Consider the following 18,885-nt stretch of genomic DNA (forward strand, 5'->3'; position numbering starts at 1 on the left):
CGACTCAGTGGACGACCACCACATGTCACCGCACCGAACGCGTGGCTAGCCTCTGAACACGATCACGCCATCGACGTGGTCAGACCTCCGCTCGACGAAGAGCGCAGGAAGCAGGCACGCACGGCCCGAGTATCCGCACCACCTCCGAGTAGTACCCGATCGCACCAGTCGACGCATCACCGCCTAGGAGGCACGCCATGTACCACCGTCCTACCCGCGTTCGAAGGCTCCTCGGAGCCGCCGCCGCGATCACCGCCGCCGCCCTCGTCGTCTCCGGCTGCTCGACGTCCGGAGACGACACCGACGAGGAGAGGACGCTCGTCGTCCTGAGCACCGACACCGCGCTCGGTTTCGATCCCGCCACCAACGTGAACCTCCCCACGACCTGGCTCGGCCTCGTCGGCCGTCGCCTCACGACCTGGTCGATCGGCAGCGACGGCAACGTCGAGGTGGTGCCCGACCTCGCCACCGATACCGGCACACCCAGCGACGACGGTACGGTCTGGTCGTACACCCTCAAGGACGACATCTTCTTCGAGGACGGCACCCCCATCACGTCGGGCGACATCAAGTACGGCGTCGAGCGCACGTTCGCCCCGGATCTCTCGGGCGGCCTGCACTATCACAACGCCCTTCTCGAAGGCGGCGCCGAGTACACGGGTCCCTTCGACGGAGGAGACCTCGCCTCGATCGAGACCCCCGACGACAAGACGATCGTCTTCCACCTGGTCCAGCCCTACGGAGACTTCCCCTGGCTCGCGGCGATGAACCCGTTCATCCCGGTGCCCGAGGGCGAAGGCGTCGACATCGCCGCCTACGACGTCAAGCCGGTGGCATCCGGTCCGTACCGGATCGAATCGAACGAGGACGGCAACGAGACCGTGCTCGTGCGCAATGACGAATGGGTCGCCGCGACCGACGAGGTCCGCACCGCCGATCCCGACCGCATCGTGATCCGTCAGAGCCAGAACGCGTCGACGATCGCGCAGTCACTGATCTCCGACACCGGCGAGGCGAAGACCTCGACCAACGGCTATCCGCTCAGCGCCGCAGAACTCGCGCTGGTCCATGCCGATCCCGCGGCAGAGGAACGCCTGGTCACCTCCGAGGGCGGGTTGTTCTACTACGCCGCCCTCAACACCGACAGCCCGGAGCTGTCCGATCCCCTCGTGCGGCAGGCGGTGCAGTACGCCGTCGACCGCGCTTCCATCATCACGGCCCTCGGTGGAGACGAGGCGGCCGTGTCGACGACCACGGTGATCCCGCCCGGCGTGCCAGGACACGAGGACTTCGACCTGTATCCGGAGGATGCCGAGACGGCGAAGGATCTGCTCGCCCAGGCGGGCCACCCCGACGGCATCACCCTCGACGTCTGGGTCGCGAACGGCGACACCGCCGTGGCCGAAGCGCTCCAGCAGGGCGTCGCCCGGGCCGGCATCACGTTGAACATCAATCCCCTCGACCAGGGCGTCATGTACGGCGATGCGATGGGTGGCAACTCCGACTACGACCTGTTCCTGTCCTGGTGGATCGGTGACTATCCGAGCCCGGCCGCGACGGTGAGCCTGATGTTCGAATCGAAGTACATCGACGGCGGGTACAACCTGTCGCGCACCGCCGATCCCGATCTGGATGCCGCGATCGCGGACGTCATCGCGACGACCGACGCAGATGAGGCTGCACAGAAGTGGACGGCGATCGACAGGTCGATCATGGAGTCGGGTTCCATCCTGCCGCTCTACCTCACGAGGAACTCGTTCCTCCGAGGCAGCGAGGTCGCTCCCTTCACGATCCCCGCCTACCCGGCGTTCCAGGACTACCTGACGATCAGTCTCGCCGGATGATGTCGGAGGGTGGCGCCGAGCCCGTCCTGGAGGTCGACGGGGTGCGCATCGCATTCGCCGGGTCCCGGACCGGCTCGGCCGACCCTGCGCCACCGGCCGTGGACGGGGTCTCGTTCACACTGCGCCGCGGCCGCGTTCTCGCCCTCGTCGGCGAGTCCGGATCGGGGAAGAGCGCGACGGCGATGTCGATCCTCGGGCTCCTCCCCCCGGCGACGACCGTCACCGGCAGCATCCGGCTCGAAGGCGATCGCCGGACCGGCCCCTCCGAGTTGCTCGCCGCGGACCCCGCGCACCTGCGCCGAGTCCGTGGCGGGCGCATCGGCACGATCTTCCAGGAGCCGATGAGCGCCTTCACCCCCGCCTACCGGGTGGGGTGGCAGATCGCCGAGGCCATCACCGCGCACTCCCCGCGCACGGGAAGAGCGACCGTGCGGCAGCGCGTGCTCGCGCTGCTCGATTCCGTCGGCCTGCCTGATCCCTCACGCACGGCGAGGGCGTACCCCCACGAGCTGTCGGGTGGGCAGCTGCAGCGCGCGATGATCGCGATGGCGATCTCCTGCGACCCCATCGCCCTCATCGCGGATGAGCCCACGACCGCACTCGACGTGACGGTGCAGGCCGGCATCCTCGATCTTCTCCGCACGCTGCGCGACACCCGGGGCACCGCGGTGCTGCTCATCACCCACGATATGGGCGTCGTCGCCGACCTCGCCGACGATGTCACCGTGCTTCGTGGCGGTCGGATCGTCGAGTCGGGTCCCGTCGCCCGCATCTTCGCCGCACCCGAACACGACTACACCCGCGAACTCCTCGCCGCGGTGCCGCAGCTCGGCCGTGTTCGCGAGGTCGCATCACGCCCCGCTCCGGTCGAGGGACTCGTGGACTCCCCCGCTGCCGAGGCCCGCGACGCACGGATCGTCTACGGCGGACGGGGATGGGGCGGCAGCGGCGTCGTCGCGGTCGAGGGAGCGAGCTTCCAGATCCCTCGAGGGCGGACGTTCGGACTCGTCGGCGAATCGGGTTCGGGCAAATCGACACTCGGCAGAGCGTTCGCCGGTCTGATCCCCCTGCGCTCCGGCTCGGTCACGATCGAGGGCTCGGACCTCGCCGGCATGTCGACCGGGGAGCTGCGCCGGCTGCGCCGCTCGATCGGCTACGTCTTCCAGAACCCGGCATCGTCGATCAACCCGCGTTCGCTGGTCGGCGACGCGATCGCCGAACCGCTGCGGCTGCACACCGGCGCATCCGCCGATGAGCGCCGTACGCGCGCGGCGGACCTGCTGGATGCCGTGCAGCTGCCCGCATCCACGATCGACCGGTTCCCCCATGAGCTGTCGGGCGGGCAGCGCCAGCGCGTCGCGATCGCCCGGGCCATCGCGCTGGACCCGACGCTGCTCATCGCCGATGAGCCGACGAGCGCTCTGGACGTCTCGGTGCAGGCCCGCGTGCTCGAGCTGCTGTCGGAGCTGCAACGCGAGCTCGGCTTCGCCTGCCTGTTCATCAGCCACGACCTCGCCGTCGTCAAGGAGCTCGCCGACGAGGTCGGCGTGATGCGACGGGGCGAGATCGTCGAGACCGGACCGTCGGCGCGGGTGCTGAGCGCGCCCGAGCATCCCTACACCCGACGCCTGCTGACGGCGGCGCCGGTGGCCGACCCCACCGAGCAGCGCGCCCGACGCGAACAGCGACTCGCGCTCGTCCTCGATGACCCGGAGGAGGCAGCATGACGACCACGACGGGCACGATGGCCGGCGAATCGGCCGTCCCCCCGCGGAAGACCGGATTCCGTACCCTGCTCATCACTCTCAGCCGTGACCCGTGGGCCGTCGCCTCCGCCGCGATCGTGGTCGTGTTCCTCATCGCGGCGATCTTCGCCGGGCCGCTCAGCGCCCTCAGCGGCAACGACCCGTACACGTACCATCAGGACCTGCTCGACAGTCGGGGCCAACCACTCGGGTGGGGAGGCGGCATCAGTGCCGCGCACTGGTTCGGCGTCGAGCCGCTCACCGGGCGCGATCTGTTCTCGATCGTGGTGCACGGCGCGCAGACCTCGTTGTTCGTGGGCATCGCCTCCACACTGCTGGCAGCGTTGATCGGCACGATCGTGGGAGTGACGTCGGGCTACTTCGGCGGATGGTACGACCGGGTCGTCAGCCGCGGCGTCGACGTGATGTTCGGGTTCCCGGTGCTCGTGTTCCTCATCGCGCTGATGGCCGTCATCCCCGCCGATGTGCCGCGGCCGCCCTTCATCGTGCTCGTCATCGGAGCATTCGGATGGCCGGGGATCTCCCGCATCGTGCGGGGCCAGGTGCTGGCGATCCGGGAGCGCGACTTCATCGTCGCCTCTCAGGCGATGGGCGCACGGTCATGGCAGATCGTGTTCGCCCAGGTGATCCCGAACGTCTCCTCGACGATCGTCGTGATCATCTCGATCATCATCCCCGCGATGATCGCGACCGAGGCGGCGCTGTCGTTCCTCGGTGTCGGCGTCACACCCCCGACCCCGTCCTGGGGGCGCACGATCGGCGAGGCGATCCTGTGGGTGCGCACGAGTCCGCTTTATCTCGTCTTCCCCGGCGCCGCCCTGTTCCTGGTGACCCTCGCCTTCAACGTGTTCGGCGACAGCCTGCGCGACGCTCTCGACCCGAGGACCACCCGCCGATGAAGATGCTCCGCTACACCCTGTTCCGTCTCGGCGGCATCATCGTGGTGCTGCTCGTGATCGCCGTCGTGACGTTCTCGATCTTCTACCTGCTCCCCTCGGATCCGGCGCTCGCTGCGTGCGGTCGGCCGTGCGTGCCGGCGAATCTCGAACGCATCTCGATCTACATGGGCATCGACCAGCCGTGGTTCGTGCAGCTCTGGGAGTTCCTCCGGGGCATCGTGACGGGCCGCTCCTTCGGGACCGAACTCGCGGTGACGTGTGCCGCCCCGTGCTTCGGCTATTCGTTCCTGCGCAACGCGAGCGTCACCGAGCTGGTGCTCGATCGCTTCCCGGCCACCGCCTCCATCGCGATCGGCGCGGCCGTGCTCTTCCTCCTGGTCGGCGTCGCGGGAGGGCTCATCGCATCGCTGAAGCGAAACACGGTCATCGATCGCGGGATCATGACCGTCTCGATCGCCGGCGTCTCCACTCCGGTCTATCTCGCCGGCATCCTCGTCATCCTCGTCTTCGGGTTCACGCTGCGCTGGTTCCCGACCTCCGGGTACGTGCCCCTCGACGACGACCCGGTCGAATGGTTCCGGCACCTGGTGCTCCCCTGGCTGTCGATCGCCTTCGTGTCGGCGGCGATCTACGCGCGCCTGACCCGATCGGAGATGCTCGAGGTGATGGGAGTCGACTACATCCGCACCGCACGGGCGAAGGGGCTCCGGGAGAGTCGGGTCATCGGGCGCCACGGGCTGCGTACGGCGCTGCTCCCGGTGATCACGGTCTTCGGTCTCGACCTCGGCGCATTGCTCGGCGGCTCCGTCATCATCGAGCGCGTGTTCGCCATTCCGGGCATCGGCTCGCTGCTCATCGAGGCGGTCTCCTCCGTCGATGTGCAGCTCATCGTCGGGCTCACCCTGTTCTCGGCATTCCTCGTCGTGGTGCTGAACTTCCTCGTCGACCTCGCGTACGGGGTGCTCGATCCCCGCGTGCGGGTCGGCTGAGCTCAGCGCTGCGCGGCCTCATCGAGGAACTCGTGGAGGGCGAGGTTCACGAGGGCGGGTCGCTCGCGCAGGAGCATATGGCTCGCGCCCGGAACGATGCACAGGTGCGCGCCGGGGATGGAGTCCGCGATCAGGCGGGTGTGGTCGGCGCGGATGACGTCGCGGTCGCCCGCCATGATCATCGTGGGCAGCGTCAGCCGCTGCAGTGCTGCCGGGTCGATGTCGGGCTCCGCGCGCCACATCGTCAACATCTTCTCCAGGACGACCTCGCCGTGCGCTGCGCCGTCGGGCGACAGTGCGTCGTACTCCGCACGCAGACGTTCCCAGTTCTCGTCGGGTTCGTCGGAGTCATCGTCGGGTTCCTCGACACCGGCCGGGGTGAGGTTGCCGCTGATCGCGACGAGTGAGCGGATGCGATCAGGATGCTCCAGCGCGAGCAGGAGGGCGATGATGGCACCATCGCTGAAGCCGACGACGTGCGCACGCTCGATCCCGGCTGCGTCCATGAACGACAGCGTGTCGTCGACGCCCCCGGCGTACGACATGGGCCCCTCCTGGTCGGCGGTGCGACCATGACCGGGGCGCTCAGGAGATGACACCGCGTACCGATCGGCGAGCGACTCCGCCTGCCCGCGCATCATCTCCATCGAGCAGAAGCCCCCATGCAGCAGGAGCACCGGTTGGCCGCTGCCGATGGTCTCGAAGTACGTCTCTACGCCGTGTGCGGTCTTCGCGTATGGCATGGCGGTTCCCCTCGGTTTCCGTCCATCCTGCTCTCACCGACGACCGGCTTCGATGGGTGTTCCGCCCAGAACGTCGTACCCGTCGTGTGTCGGGCCTCCAGTGCGGGTTGCGCGCCGAACCGGTCGCCGGCCCGCTCCTGCCCGCCGGATCGGCCCTGTCAAGGGGCTCGTAGATCGAACGCACCCTTGGCATGCTTCTCTCGGGGACAGGCGGGAAGTACAGATGGTTCGGGTTCCAGACACACGATTCGCGCTGCGGCGCGTGAGCGAGACGGAGTGGGTCATCCACGACCTGCACTTCGCCGACGGGGATCACCGTCGCGCGGTGTGCTGCATCTCGACGGTCACCGACACCGAGGTCGAGGTGCTGTGGATGCGCGACCTGCCTCTGCCGTTGCGCCACGCCTCCGCGTACGACGTGCTCCACGAGGTCGAACGATTCCAGGAGGCGCGACGCGCCACCCGTCCGATACCGATCCCGCGGCTGCCCCCTCCGGCACACTGAGACCGCGCACCAGCGCTCCCGCCTGCTCAGATCCGAGGAGTGAGACCGCGGTCACACCGGGCGGTTGTAGGGAACCGTCAGGACCGCATCGGCGTAGCCGGGTGCGGAGAATCGGATCGTGTAGATGCCGTCGTAGTGGGTGACGGGGCCGACGGCCGTCTCCTCGCCGTACAGGATCGCCCGAGCGGTGTCGCCGTCGTACCTCGAGACCACGGGCACCTGGGTGGTTCCTGTCGCGAGGGAGGTCTGCAGCACCACGGTCGAGTAGAGCCCGTCATCTGGAGCACCGAGCACGAAGGTCCATCCGAGGATGCCCTCATTGGCGCCGCCGTAGACCCAGATCCCCTGCGACGCGGCGTTGGCGCCGGTGCCCTGCCAGGTGAAGGTCACCGTGACGGCGGTCGGCGCAGTGGTCGCGGACGAGAGGACGAGCTGGCCGCTCAGGGTGAGCTCGGAGCTGCCGCTTCCTCCGGCGTCGGGGAAGCTCAGCACCACGCCGCTCGCGTCGATCGCGGCTGCGCTGGCGGCGTGCATCGGCGTCGCCACCGCGACCGCGAGAACGGGGACGGACCAGACGGCCGCGCCGACGACGGCGCGGCGAGACAGGCCCGAACGACCCGTCGAGGAGGAGCGGATGGGGACGGTGATTTCCTCGGGCACAGAAGATCCTTCGCGATGGGGATGCGGCGCGACCGAGATCAGAGGCCCCGGTGCAGTCGCCACTGTAGCAGCGCGCGGAGCGCCCCCAGTTGTAGGGGATCTGGTGGCACGTTCCCCTCCATCGCGCCCATGGCGTCGATCGCATACCGGTATATGGGTCAGGATCACCAAGGATGGATGATGGCCGCAACCGGAGGCGGCCGACGACGCGAGCATGCATGCTCCGCTGCCGCTCTCCGGCCCCGCGCTTCACGGTGTCGGGACCGGCCGGTGGGGACCGGGCATTCGGCAGCTCCGTGACTTCGCGCCGTCTCTGGCCGGTGGGCGCCCTGCGCGCTCACCGGCCGCAGAAACACAGACGCGCACCCCGAGAATTCGTGCTCCGCACAGGTTGGCACCGAGTACGAGTTCGTGATGTAGTTGCCCTCCCGGGCGATTCATGGGGTGCCCGGGATTTGAAGCACAACTGGGGGCAGTTCCATGATCATCACGGAGACGAAGAGTTTCGGAGAGAGCAAGCAGTTGCTCGCCGAGGAGGTCTTCCACCACATCGGTCAGCAGATCATCGACGGCGTGCTGCCGCCGCAGCATCGGATCCGCGATGTCGACGTCGCCGAGGAGTTCCACGTGTCGCGCACGCCCGTGCGCGAAGCACTGCAACGCCTCGAACGACTCGGCCTGGTCATGATGTATCCGAGCCGATACACGGAGGTCACCACGGTCACGCCGGAGATCGTCGAGCAGACACGCGAGTTCGCCGGGTACCAGACCGGCGTCTCGGCCCGCCTGGGGCTCCCCCGGATCTCGCAGCAGCAGCGCGAGCAGCTCGCCGAACTCGTGCAGGATCTGCATGCGGCGCTCGACCGGGATGACGCCACCACGGGCACCCGCTGGGCTCTGTTCTCGTTCCTGAGCGATCACAGCGGGAACGCCCAGCACACGGCACTGATGAACGACATCGAGGTCGCGGTGTTCCGCAACCTCCGCGACTGGCGCGTGCCCGTGAAGGACCGTGATCGCATGCACGCCGTCTACGCGGGCCTTCACGACGCGATCCTGCTCGGCGACGGCGACGCCGCGGAACGGCTCGCACGCTCGATGTACTACGTGTGAGGAACGCTCACCAGGTCGCTCGCCAGCCGGTCACCCAACGGTCCAGGCGCGTGTAGGCGTCTTCGCGCGCCTCGTGGCGCGAGAGGAACACGTCGTGCAGGGCACCGTCGATCCGCTCGACCGTGACAGAGCTTCCGAGTTTCAGTGAGGCGCGCGCGATGTCATCGACCACGAGCACCGAGTCGGCGCGGGTGAGGTCGTCCGACCAGCGTGTCGGAGTCGCCGACCGCGCGGAGAGCAGCACGCTCACGGGCGCATCGATCGAGAGCCCGGCGGCCACCGTGTTGTGTCCGGACAGCACCGCGCTCAACCACCCGGCGTACACGGCCATGGTCTGCGCCGGACGCCACTCCAGGTTGACGTCCATCGGATCGTCCGGATCGGCGACCTCCTGCTGGGCGCGGGTGTAGAAGCCGAGGTCGACCTGCGGGGCGACCTCGAGCGGCCGCAGCCGGGCCGTCAGTTCGACCATCGGCGCGAGCGCCGACCGTACCGACGCCACCTGGAACTCCAGCCACGGACTGTTGAGGATGACCGCATCCACGGCGCCCGGGTGCCGCGAGGCCCACAGGCTCAGCGTCAATCCACCGGTGGAGTGACCGAGGAGCACGAGGCGACGGCCGGAGGACTCGCCCTCAGCCCCGCGCCCCATCGCCTCCAGCGCCGCCGCGATGTCTTCGTCGTAGGTGCGCAGGTCTGTGATGTATCCGGGAGTCTGCCCCTCGCGCAGGCTGCGACCGTACTTGCGCAGATCGAGCGCGAAGAACCGGGCGCCCCGCGAGGCCCAGAAGCGCGCCAGCCTCTTCTGGAAGAAGTAATCCGACCAGCCGTGCACGTACAGCACGTCGACTCCGTCGAGCGGACCACGCACACCGCGAAGTCGATCCCACCACCCGAGCGCTGTCGGAAGAGCCCTCACGAGCGTCGCGACGACCGGACCCTGATCGTCGTCGTCGAGCGCGAGCGTCAGCTGCTCGAACCCGTCACCCAGGACGTCGGGAATCCACTCGGCCATGACGCCAGGCTAGCCGAGGCGCTCCGCCGATGCTCCGGAGGGGTTCACTCGCCTCGTGAGACGCGCACCATCTCTTCGCGCGGGACGACCTTCACGCGTGCACGCTCGTCGGGAGCACCGAGGGCGACCTCGTGCTCGTCGAGGCGGTGCCACCCGTCGAGGTCGGTCCACTTGACGCCGCGCTCCTGCAGCAGCGCGGGGATGGCCTCTTCCGACGGGTCTTCCGGCCGCCACCACGAACCCTGGTCGTTGATGACGTGACGCACGGTCTCCATGGCGTCGGACTTCGTGTGACCGATGAGTCCCACCGGACCGCGCTTGATCCACCCGGTCGCGTAGATGCCGGGCACCTGCTGGTTGGAGTCCTTTGCGAGCACCTGACCCTCGCGGTTCGGGATCACGCCGTGCTTCTTGTCGAACGGCACGTCGGGCAGCGGCGAGCCGAAGTATCCGATCGCGCGGTACATCGCCTGGATCGGCACCTCGCGCATCTCGCCGGTGCCGATCGCCCCACCCTGTCCGTCGGGCTGGGTGCGCTCGTACACGAGGGCCGCGACGCGCCCGCTCTCGTCCTTGCGGACCTCGACCGGGCGTGCCCAGAAGTGCAGGTGCAGTCGGCGCGAGGCCGTGCCGCCCTCGTTGTCGCATCGCCTCGGGCGTCGTTGACGGACGGCGCTTGCGCCACGACTGCAGCACGCGGTCGATGACCATGACCTGCTTGTTGCTGGCGACCGCATCCTTCGAGGCCTCGTCGTAGTCGAAGTCCTCGTCGTAGACGACCATGTCGACGTCGCGCAGCTCGCCGAGCTCGCGCAGCTCGAGCGGGGTGAACTTCACCTGCGCGGGTCCGCGGCGGCCGAACACGTGGACGTCGGTGACCTCGCTGGCCTTGAGCCCCTCGTAGACGTTGGCCGGGACCTCGGTGACGAGCAGGTCCTCCGCGTGCTTCGCGAGCATGCGGGCGACGTCGAGCGCGACGTTGCCGTTGCCCAGCACGGCGACGGACTCGGCATCCAGCGGCCACTCGCGCGGCACGTCGGGGTGTCCGTCGAACCAGCTGACGTAGTCGGCCGCGCCGTACGAGCCCACGGCGTCGATGCCGGGGATGTCGAGCGAGGTGTCGTGGATCGCACCGGTGGCGAAGATGACCGCGTTGTAGTGGCGCTTGAGGTCTTCGAGGGTGATGTCCTCACCGAAGCGCACGTTGCCGAAGAGGCGGATGTCACCCCGGTCGAGCACGTCGCGCAGGGCGGTGATGATGCCCTTGATGCGGGGGTGATCGGGGGCGACGCCATAGCGGACCAGGCCGTAGGGGGCCGGCAGCTGTTCGAAGAGGTCGATGGACACGTCGAACTTGCGCTCGGCCTTCAGGAGGATGTCGGCGGCGTAGATGCCGGCGGGTCCTGCACCGACGATGGCCAGTCTGAGCTTGGTCATAGGGGGTCCTTTCGTGGGCCGTCACGCCCGGGGCGACGCGGCGGACCGGCCGCCGCGACGCCGTCAGCTGGAGCGTTCGACGAGGGTCTTGGCGAAACGGGTGAGCGCGTCGCGCACGGTGCCGCGCGGGAGCGGGTCGAGCGCATCGATCGCGTCCTGAGTCCAGGAGTGGGCGAGCGCGAGCGTCTTCTGTGTTCCGACGTGATCGCGCAACTCGGTGAGCGGCTCATCGAGGATCGCGGGGTCGGCGCCCTCGGCGATGCGCGCGACGCCGTCGTCGATGCGTGCCGCGAGCGCGACGGAGGCGTCGTCCTTCTCGGCCTTGAGCAGCAGGTACGGCATGGTCGGCACACCCGCGCGCAGATCGGTGCCTGGCACCTTGCCGGTGTCCTCCGGCTTCGCCGACAGGTCGATCACGTCGTCGAGCAGCTGGAACGCGACGCCGATCTTCTCGCCGTAGACGCGCAGCGGCTCCTCGTACTCCGAGGGAGCGTTCGAGAAGATGACCCCGCCCTGCGTGGCCGCGGCGATCAGGGAACCGGTCTTGTCGGCCAGCACCTGGATGTAGAACTCGATCGGATCGTCGTCGGGCTGCGCACCGAGGGTCTCGTGCATCTGGCCCAGCACGAGCCGCTCGAACGTGTCGGCCTGCAGACGAATGGCCCGCTCGCCGAGTCGGGACATCAGCTGGCTCGCGCGGGAGAACAGGATGTCGCCCGTGAGGATGGCGATGTTGTTGCCCCACACCGCGTGAGCGGCGGGAACACCGCGTCGCCGGTCGGCGCCGTCCATGACGTCGTCGTGGTAGAGCGAACCGAGGTGGGTGATCTCGAGCGCCTTGGCGACGTCGATCACGGCCTCGGTGTTGCCGTCACCGAGCTGGGCGGCGAGCAGCGTGAGCACGGGACGGATGCGCTTGCCACCGGCCTCGTACAGGTAACGGCTGGCCGCGTCCGCCAGCGGATCGGCCACCCGTACGTCGTCCGCCAGACCCGTCTCGACGAGCTCGAGGCCGTCTTCGATGGACTGGGCGATGCGTCGTGCGGCAGGACCGATGAAGACACGGTCACTGAAACCGAGACGGCTCGCCAGTCGCGAACCCGGGGCAACGCGGCTCGAAGTCACGGTCTCAGCCTACCGTCGCCCGAGACGCCGATCTGCGCGGATCTCACGCGGGCTTGTGCGCCCGGTGCAGAGCGACGATGCCGAATGTGAGATTGCGGTACGCGACGTCCGTCCAGCCGGCCTCGCGGATCCACGCCGAGAGCTTCTTCTGGTCGGGCCATTCGCGGATCGACTCGTTGAGGTAGTCGTATGCCTCGCCGTTGGTTCCGGCCACGCGGGCGACCCTCGGCAGCACCTGGTCGTTGTAGAAGCGGTAGGCGCCGCGGAACAGCTTCGCGGGCGGGGTCGAGAACTCGTTGATCACCAGGCGACCGCCGGGCTTGGTCACGCGGAACAGCTCGCGCAGCGCCTTCTTCGGGTCACTGACGTTGCGCAGCGCGTAGGACATCGTCACCGCGTCGAAGGCGTCGTCGTCGAACGGGAGCTGGGTGGCATCCGCCTCGACGAACGACAGATTGCGCATGCTGCCGTGCCGACGCTGCCCCTCGGCGAGCATGCCCGGCGAGAAGTCGGCCGCGACGACCTCGGCGCCGCTCCGGGCGAGGGAGGCGGACGACGATGCGGTGCCCGCTCCGAGGTCGAGGATGCGTTCCCCCGGCTTCGGCGCCACGGCGCGCGTGGTGGCCGCGCGCCAGAGGGCGTCGTTGCCGAACGTCATCGCGGTGTTGGTGCGGTCGTACCCGGCCGCGACCTGGTCGAACATGCCGCTGACGCGGGCGGGGTCCTTGCCGAGATCGGCTCGATTGGGCTCGTTCGGGGTCACCTGACCCAGTGTAGATGTCACGACCTGGGGGCGAGCCGCAGGGCTTCGAGTCGATCGAGCCAGACGTCGGGCGTGGCATCGTCGAAGGGCGCGACCTGCCGGCGGACGCGGTCCTCCAGATCGAGCGTGAGGGCTTCGAGCGCGATCATGATGTCGGCAGGATAGCCGTAGTGCACGCTGTGCTCTGCCCACTCGTCGCGGTCGTCGACCCAGGTGCCGCGTTCGCCCTCGACCCGCACGACGTCGAGGTCCATGTCGATCCCGGTTGCCAGCACCGGATCCTCCGACCAACGCACCTCCCAGCCGAGATCGATGTAGATGCGCATGCCCTTGGGGTGGTCCCGGTTCACGGTGAGCGCGTAGTCGGTGCGACGCGGGATGAGCGTCACGTTCGATCCCGCGGCGATGAACGCGGCCCCCGGGCGTTCGCTGCGCCACCCCACCGGCTGTCCGATCCAGTCACCCCACTCGTCGGCGCCGAGATACACGCACTCGTGACGCCAGTGCGGGGAGTCATCCCACTTCCGCCACTGGAAGACCATCTCTGTGCCGGGTGCGGGACGTGCATCGCTCATCTGCTCACCCTAGGCTGGAGAGGTGAGCAGCGCGCTGGTCGTGGAGACCCGAGAGATCGATCCGATCGAGGACCTCCTGGCGGCGGCGGACCCTGCCCGCCCCCTCGCCTGGCTGCGACGTGGAGACGGCATCGTCGCAGTGGGCGACCCGGTGCGCGAGTTGCGCGTGCGGGCGGGCGCGACCGCCGTGCGCAGCGCCGCCCTCGCCACGGCCTGGCGCCGTGTGGCAGCCGGTGCGCAGATCGACGACCCCGTGCACCTTCCGGGAACGGGCCTGGTGGCGTTCGGCGCACTGGCGTTCGACGAGAAGTCGGCCGCAGACAGCGTGCTGGTGATCCCGTCGCAGATCATCGGGCGGCACGGCAACCGGTTCTGGCGCACGACCATCCGCCCGGTGGATGCCCCCGCCTCGGCGGTCGACTCCCCCGAGGACACGCCCTACGGACCACATTGGGCGGGCACCGTCGGCCCCGGTGCACAGTCCCCGCAGGGCTATCAGGACTCCGTCCGTCACGCGCTCGGCCGCATCTCGCAGGGCGAGCTCAGCAAGGTCGTGCTCGCCCGAGACCTGACCGGCACGATCCCGGCGGGCTCCGACCTGCGTCGTCTCGTGCGCGCCCTGTCGACCGGTTACCCCGACACCTGGGCCTTCGCGGTCGACGGACTGATCGGGGCGAGCCCTGAGACCCTGGTCACCGTGCAGAACCGCACCGTGACCGCACGCGTGCTCGCCGGCACGATCGGCCGCGGAGCCGATGCCGACGCCGACACCGCCGCGTCGGCCGCACTGGCGTCGAGCACGAAGGATCTCGACGAGCATCAGTACGCGGTGCAGAGCGTCGTGGCCTCGTTGAAGCCGCACACGCGTGCTCTCGCCGCGAGCGAGCAGCCGTTCCTTCTGAAGCTGCCCAACCTGTTCCACCTGGCGACCGACATCGAGGGTGAGCTCGCCGAGGGCGAATCGGCGCTCGACCTGATCGGCGCCCTGCATCCGACCGCCGCCGTGGCCGGCACGCCGACGTCGATCGCGATCGGCGTGATCCGCGAACTCGAACCCTTCGACCGCGGGCGCTACGCCGGGCCGGTCGGCTGGGTGGATGCCGCGGGCAACGGCGAGTGGGCGATCGCACTGCGGTGCGCGCAGTTCGAGGAGAGCACCGACGACATCCGCGTCACCGCGTACGCGGGAGCCGGTATCGTCGCCGGATCCGACCCCGAGTCGGAGCTGCTCGAGACGCGCGTGAAGTTCCGCCCGCTCGTCGACGCCCTCGCCTGACCCGTCAGCTCGCGTCGAGGCGCTTCTTCTCCGCCTCCACGTCGAAGTCGGCCAGCGGCCACTGCGGATCGATGTCCTCCAGCGCCGCCAACAACAGCTCCTGCACCGCGAGCCGGGCGTACCACTTGCTGTTCGCCGGGATCACATGCCACGGGGCCGCGTCCGTCGACGTGCGATCGAAGACATCCTGGTACGCCTGCATGTACTGCGGCCAGACCAGACGCTCGTCCACGTCGCCCGGGTTGTACTTCCAGTGCTTGTCCGGCCGGTCCAGGCGCTCCCGCAGGCGCTCCTTCTGCTCCTCCGGCGAGATGTGCAGCATGACCTTGACGATGCGAACACCGGATGCCGCGACCCGCGCCTCGAAGTCGTTGATCGCTCCGTAGCGACGCTCGATCTCGGCGGCATCGGCGAGCGCGCGGACCTTACCGATCAGCACGTCCTCGTAGTGGGAGCGGTCGAAGACGCCGATGAAGCCGGGCTCGGGCAGCCGCTTCTCGATGCGCCAGAGGAAGTCATGCTGCCGCTCCTCGGCGGTCGGCGCCTTGAACGCGGCGAGCGCGACACCCTGCGGATCGACGCCGCCGACCACGTGGCGCACGATTCCCCCCTTTCCGGCGGAGTCCATCGCCTGCAGCACCAGCAGCACGGCATCCTTCGCGTCGCCCGTGCGACTCTCGGCGAACAGGCGCTCCTGCAGACCACTCAGCGTCACCAGTCCGTGCGCGAGGTCCTTGGCGCCGTGCGACTTGCCCCGGTCGTAGCCGGGCGTGCTGCCCGGATCGACATCTGCCAGGCGGAACCCCTCTCGGACGCGGAGGATGTCTGCCCAGGTCTGTGCGTTCATGTGCTCATCCTGCCGACTCTCGCGCCGATGCGCACGCACGGATCAGCGCGCGAGCGGCACCTCGATCAGCTGACGCCCGCCGACGGGCGTCGTGAGCACCTGGTCGAGCGCGGTCCGCGTGGTGACGCGCTGGTACTCCCAGCCGTATGCGAGGGCGAGCTGCTCGAGCCGCACGGTGTGCGGCGTGTAGAAGGCCCGGTCGAGATCGGCGGGAGCCGCCGAGGTCACGACCTCGAGCGAGTCGAAGATGGTGCCGCCCCCGTCGTTGCCCACGATGACCTGCAGGCGGGGCTCGCTCTCATCGGGCGGGAGCAGGAGGGCGCCGACGTCATGCAGGAACGTCAGATCGCCGAGCAGCACCCGCGTGACCCCCGCGGCTCCCCCGGCCTGGCTCGCCAGTGCGATGCCGGTAGCAGTCGCGATCGTGCCGTCGATGCCCGCGAGGCCGCGGTTGGCGTGCACGGGCACCTTCTTGCCGCCGAGCACCGCATCGGCCACACGCACGAGCCGGGAGGAGCCGAACATCAGCCGGTCGTGCGGCCAGGTCGCCCGCCACACCGCGTCGACGAGCAGCTCTCGGTCAAGCGGGCGGCGCACCACGTCGAGCTCCGCCCGCACGGCGTCGCGGCGGGCGGCGAAGTGCGTCGAGGCGAGACCGTCCTGGTCGGGCGCGGGCTCGCTCAGATCGATGGCGGCGGCGGCCGATGCCTCGAGCCAGGCCCCGAGCCACTCACGGTCGGGGGCGCCGTCTGCCACGACGACGGATGCCGCGGGGCGGGTGCGGTGGTTGAGATCGATGTCCTCGCCGCCCCGGCGTACGGCGATCACCTCGACGTCGGGGCTCGAGAGCAGCGCGGTCACCTCGCGGCTGAGAGTGGGATGACCGAGCACGACAGCGCGTTCGATCCGCCCTCCGAGGTCGTCTCGGCGCAGCAGGGCGCGGTAGCCGTGCACGATCTGGCGGCCGAAACGGGCGCCGCTGACGATCTCCGCGATCAGGGGCCAGGAGCCGTCATGCGCGAGCTGTTCGGCGTCAGCGCCGGCATCCGCTCCCGCGATCACGACCGTGCGCGGACCGCGTGCCAGCACGAGGGGGGCGGCGATCGCGATCACGGGCACATCTCCGGGGTGCGCTGCGGCATCCGCCGCGTCGCCCGACAACGGCTCGCGGGAGGGGAGGTTGAGATGCACGGGACCCGCGACGCCGGGGTGACCGTGCGCGGCATCCTCGCCCATCGCCGCGGCGATCGCGCGCGCGCCGAGTCCGATCCAGTCGCCCTCACCCGGCACCGGAGCATCGAGCTGTTCGCGCACCCACGCCTGGAACATGCCCGGTTGCGTCGTCGCCTGGTTCGCCCCGATGCCGCGCAGCTCGGGCGGGCGATCGGCGGTGAGCACCAGCAGGGGCACGCCGGCGTGGAAGGCCTCCATGGTCGCAGGCAGCAGATTCGCCGCAGCCGTGCCCGAGGTGCAGAGCACGGCGACCGGCACCCGGGTCTCGCGGGCGAGGCCGAGTGCGGTGAACCCGGCGACACGTTCGTCGATGCGCACGTGCACCCGCAGGACACCGTCGGACGCACGGCGCACGGCCGCGAGAGCCAGGGCCTGGGAACGCGAGCCCGGCGAGAGCACCAGATCACGCACGCCCTGCGCGATGAGTTCGTCGATCAGCGATGCCGCGGCATCGGATGCCGGCGACGAGGTCACGCGCGCGGTTCCGGCGACGGGCCCTCGTCGGTCTCGTCGTCGAGGCGCGCGAGCTCCTCTTCGAGCCGACGGATGCGGTCGTCCTGCTCGGTCTTGCCGATGCTGCGCAGGAACGCCGGGTCGTCGTCAGGCGCGAGCATGCGGGCCTCGCCCTGGTCGTCTGCGCGACGACGGCCGATCACGAACCACAGGATGCCGCCGATGACGGGGATCAGGATCACGATCGCGAGCCAGGCGGGCTTGGGCACACCACGGTGCCGCGTCGCCGGCTGCACAGCGCAGTCGACGATGCTGAACACCCAGAACACGGCGGCGAGGAAGCCGCCGATGATCAGTAGTCTCGCCACCCTTCCAGTGTAGGCGTGCGAACGGGGGCGGGGTTCGCCCCGGCACTGCGCAGAAACGGCGTTGCTAGACTGCGCGGGAAATGCTCCCCTCACCCTCGGTCCCCTCCTCGTCGGTCACGACGCCGCGGGCGCGGACCGATCGGATGCTGTGGGCGAAGCTCGCCACCGCCGTCGGCCTCGCGCTCCTGCTCGTCGTCGGCGCCTGGTCGACCTCGCGGGGTGACGCGGACGTGCACGGCAGCCTCTGCCTCGCATCCGGCGTGTCCACCTCTGCCGCATCGATCAGCGGAGGGCACGGTGGTGCTCCCGCGGCCGACCCGCACGCGGCGGACAACCTGTCGGCCAATGCTCTGTCGACCGATGCCGCACTCTGCGTGGTGGCCGCTTTCTGCTGCGTCGCACTCGTGCTGCTCCTGCGTGGCCGGTTCCCGGGTCGCGGCAAGATCCTCGCCCTGGCACCCCGGCAGACGATGCGCGTCACTCGCGCCACCCCCGCACGGCTCGTGCCGCCGCTGACTCTCCCCCAGCTCTCCGTCCTGCGCATCTGAACGACGCCGTGTGTGACCGCCGCCCACGCGGCATCCCCTCCGTCCGTCGTTCACCCCTGCCCTGGAGACCCCATGAAGAACTCAGCCAAAGCCACCCTGATCGCCATCGCCGTCGTCGTCGTCCTGCTGATTGCGGGCATCATCTTCGCCATCACACAGCGCGCCGCCACCCCGGAGCCACCCGCCGGGGAGCAGCTGCAGACCGTCCGCACCGACTCGCACGTGCTCGACCAGGGGGGAGCAGACGCCGTGACCGTGGTGGAATTCCTCGACTTCGAGTGCGAGGCCTGCGGCGCCTTCTACCCGATCGTCGAAGAGCTCCGCGAGACCTACGCGGGCGACATCACCTACGTCGTGCGCTACTTCCCGCTGCCGGGACACGTGAACTCCACCCAGGCAGCGCTCGCCGCCGAGGCCGCCGCACAACAGGACCGCTTCGAGGACATGTACCACCGGCTGTTCGAGACCCAGGCGCAGTGGGGCGAAGGCTCCGAAGAGACGCCCGCGGTGTTCCGGGGGTTCGCCGAGGAGCTCGGCCTCGACATGACCGCATACGACGCCGCGATCGCCGACCCTGCCACCCTGAAGCGTGTGGAGTCGGACAAGGCCGATGGAGAGGCGCTCGGCGTGAGCAGCACGCCGTCGTTCTTCATCGACGGTGAGCCGGTGGTGCTGCAGGAGTGGGACGACCTCGAGCAGGCGATCGAGAAGGCCGTGAACGGCTGA

At 69.3% G+C, this 18,885-nt stretch carries 18 protein-coding genes and 1 pseudogene; 9 read left to right on the top strand and 10 right to left on the bottom strand.

Going from position 1 to position 18,885, the window contains the following annotated elements; all coding sequences use genetic code 11:
- Positions 1–197 precede the first annotated feature (197 nt).
- The 4 genes from P0Y60_15775 to P0Y60_15790 are packed head-to-tail and all read left to right on the top strand — an operon-like array spanning position 198 to position 5,498.
- The gene (locus P0Y60_15775) at positions 198–1,844 is read left to right on the top strand and encodes an ABC transporter substrate-binding protein (protein ID WEK60740.1); all 1,647 of its coding nucleotides are present in this window, start codon (positions 198–200) and stop codon (positions 1,842–1,844) included.
- Positions 1,841–3,571, top strand: coding sequence for an ABC transporter ATP-binding protein (locus tag P0Y60_15780; GenBank protein WEK60741.1), 1,731 nt, complete (start codon positions 1,841–1,843; stop codon positions 3,569–3,571). Before P0Y60_15775 ends, P0Y60_15780 begins: the two co-directional genes overlap by 4 nt.
- A complete protein-coding gene (locus tag P0Y60_15785; protein WEK60742.1) occupies positions 3,568–4,509 on the top strand; it encodes an ABC transporter permease in 942 nt (313 codons plus the stop codon). Before P0Y60_15780 ends, P0Y60_15785 begins: the two co-directional genes overlap by 4 nt.
- Complete coding sequence (locus P0Y60_15790) at positions 4,506–5,498, top strand: ABC transporter permease (protein ID WEK60743.1); 993 nt, start codon at positions 4,506–4,508, stop codon at positions 5,496–5,498. The genes P0Y60_15785 and P0Y60_15790 overlap by 4 nt, the downstream gene beginning before the upstream one ends.
- A 2-nt stretch (positions 5,499–5,500) precedes the next feature.
- Here the strand turns inward: P0Y60_15790 and P0Y60_15795 are convergent, their stop codons facing one another.
- Positions 5,501–6,241 (bottom strand): alpha/beta hydrolase, encoded by a 741-nt coding sequence (locus P0Y60_15795; GenBank protein WEK60744.1) that lies wholly within the window; start codon positions 6,239–6,241, stop codon positions 5,501–5,503.
- A gap of 262 nt (positions 6,242–6,503) precedes the next feature.
- Between P0Y60_15795 and P0Y60_15800 the strand changes: the two genes are divergently transcribed.
- Complete coding sequence (locus P0Y60_15800) at positions 6,504–6,746, top strand: hypothetical protein (GenBank protein WEK60745.1); 243 nt, start codon at positions 6,504–6,506, stop codon at positions 6,744–6,746.
- Positions 6,747–6,797: 51 nt separating this feature from the next.
- Here P0Y60_15800 and P0Y60_15805 read toward each other — a convergent pair whose 3' ends face one another.
- Positions 6,798–7,406: a hypothetical protein gene (locus P0Y60_15805; GenBank protein ID WEK60746.1), complete on the bottom strand. Its 609-nt coding sequence runs from the start codon at positions 7,404–7,406 to the stop codon at positions 6,798–6,800.
- 480 nt (positions 7,407–7,886) lie between these two features.
- Between P0Y60_15805 and P0Y60_15810 the strand changes: the two genes are divergently transcribed.
- On the top strand, positions 7,887–8,519 hold the full coding sequence (locus P0Y60_15810) for a GntR family transcriptional regulator (GenBank protein WEK60747.1): 633 nt from the start codon (positions 7,887–7,889) through the stop codon (positions 8,517–8,519).
- A 7-nt stretch (positions 8,520–8,526) separates the two neighbouring features.
- Here the strand turns inward: P0Y60_15810 and P0Y60_15815 are convergent, their stop codons facing one another.
- From P0Y60_15815 to P0Y60_15835, 5 genes and pseudogenes are all read right to left on the bottom strand, one after another.
- Positions 8,527–9,534, bottom strand: coding sequence for an alpha/beta hydrolase (locus tag P0Y60_15815; protein ID WEK60748.1), 1,008 nt, complete (start codon positions 9,532–9,534; stop codon positions 8,527–8,529).
- Positions 9,535–9,578: 44 nt separating this feature from the next.
- A pseudogene (locus P0Y60_15820) lies at positions 9,579–10,971 on the bottom strand (FAD-dependent oxidoreductase).
- A gap of 63 nt (positions 10,972–11,034) precedes the next feature.
- Complete coding sequence (locus P0Y60_15825; GenBank protein WEK60749.1) at positions 11,035–12,096, bottom strand: polyprenyl synthetase family protein; 1,062 nt, start codon at positions 12,094–12,096, stop codon at positions 11,035–11,037.
- A 43-nt stretch (positions 12,097–12,139) separates the two neighbouring features.
- Positions 12,140–12,859 (bottom strand): class I SAM-dependent methyltransferase, encoded by a 720-nt coding sequence (locus P0Y60_15830; GenBank protein WEK60750.1) that lies wholly within the window; start codon positions 12,857–12,859, stop codon positions 12,140–12,142.
- Positions 12,860–12,876: 17 nt separating this feature from the next.
- Positions 12,877–13,434 carry a hypothetical protein gene (locus tag P0Y60_15835; protein WEK60751.1) on the bottom strand — a complete coding sequence of 186 codons (558 nt, stop codon included), beginning with the start codon at positions 13,432–13,434 and terminating at the stop codon, positions 12,877–12,879.
- 22 nt (positions 13,435–13,456) lie between these two features.
- Between P0Y60_15835 and P0Y60_15840 the strand changes: the two genes are divergently transcribed.
- Complete coding sequence (locus P0Y60_15840) at positions 13,457–14,710, top strand: isochorismate synthase (GenBank protein WEK60752.1); 1,254 nt, start codon at positions 13,457–13,459, stop codon at positions 14,708–14,710.
- Between the two features lie 4 nt (positions 14,711–14,714).
- Here P0Y60_15840 and P0Y60_15845 read toward each other — a convergent pair whose 3' ends face one another.
- The 3 genes from P0Y60_15845 to P0Y60_15855 are packed head-to-tail and all read right to left on the bottom strand — an operon-like array spanning position 14,715 to position 17,611.
- Positions 14,715–15,557 (bottom strand): polyphosphate kinase 2 family protein, encoded by an 843-nt coding sequence (locus tag P0Y60_15845; GenBank protein WEK60753.1) that lies wholly within the window; start codon positions 15,555–15,557, stop codon positions 14,715–14,717.
- Between the two features lie 42 nt (positions 15,558–15,599).
- Positions 15,600–17,264, bottom strand: coding sequence for a 2-succinyl-5-enolpyruvyl-6-hydroxy-3-cyclohexene-1-carboxylic-acid synthase (menD, locus tag P0Y60_15850; GenBank protein ID WEK60754.1), 1,665 nt, complete (start codon positions 17,262–17,264; stop codon positions 15,600–15,602).
- Positions 17,261–17,611: a PLD nuclease N-terminal domain-containing protein gene (locus P0Y60_15855; GenBank protein ID WEK60755.1), complete on the bottom strand. Its 351-nt coding sequence runs from the start codon at positions 17,609–17,611 to the stop codon at positions 17,261–17,263. Before P0Y60_15855 ends, menD begins: the two co-directional genes overlap by 4 nt.
- A gap of 80 nt (positions 17,612–17,691) precedes the next feature.
- Here P0Y60_15855 and P0Y60_15860 point away from each other — a divergent pair, with 80 nt between their 5' ends.
- Positions 17,692–18,159, top strand: a complete 468-nt coding sequence (locus P0Y60_15860; GenBank protein WEK60756.1) for a hypothetical protein — start codon at positions 17,692–17,694, stop codon at positions 18,157–18,159.
- Positions 18,160–18,231: 72 nt separating this feature from the next.
- Positions 18,232–18,885 carry a thioredoxin domain-containing protein gene (locus P0Y60_15865; GenBank protein ID WEK60757.1) on the top strand — a complete coding sequence of 218 codons (654 nt, stop codon included), beginning with the start codon at positions 18,232–18,234 and terminating at the stop codon, positions 18,883–18,885.

The sequence above is a fragment of the Candidatus Microbacterium colombiense genome (genome assembly GCA_029203165.1).
GTDB lineage: Bacteria > Actinomycetota > Actinomycetes > Actinomycetales > Microbacteriaceae > Microbacterium > Microbacterium colombiense.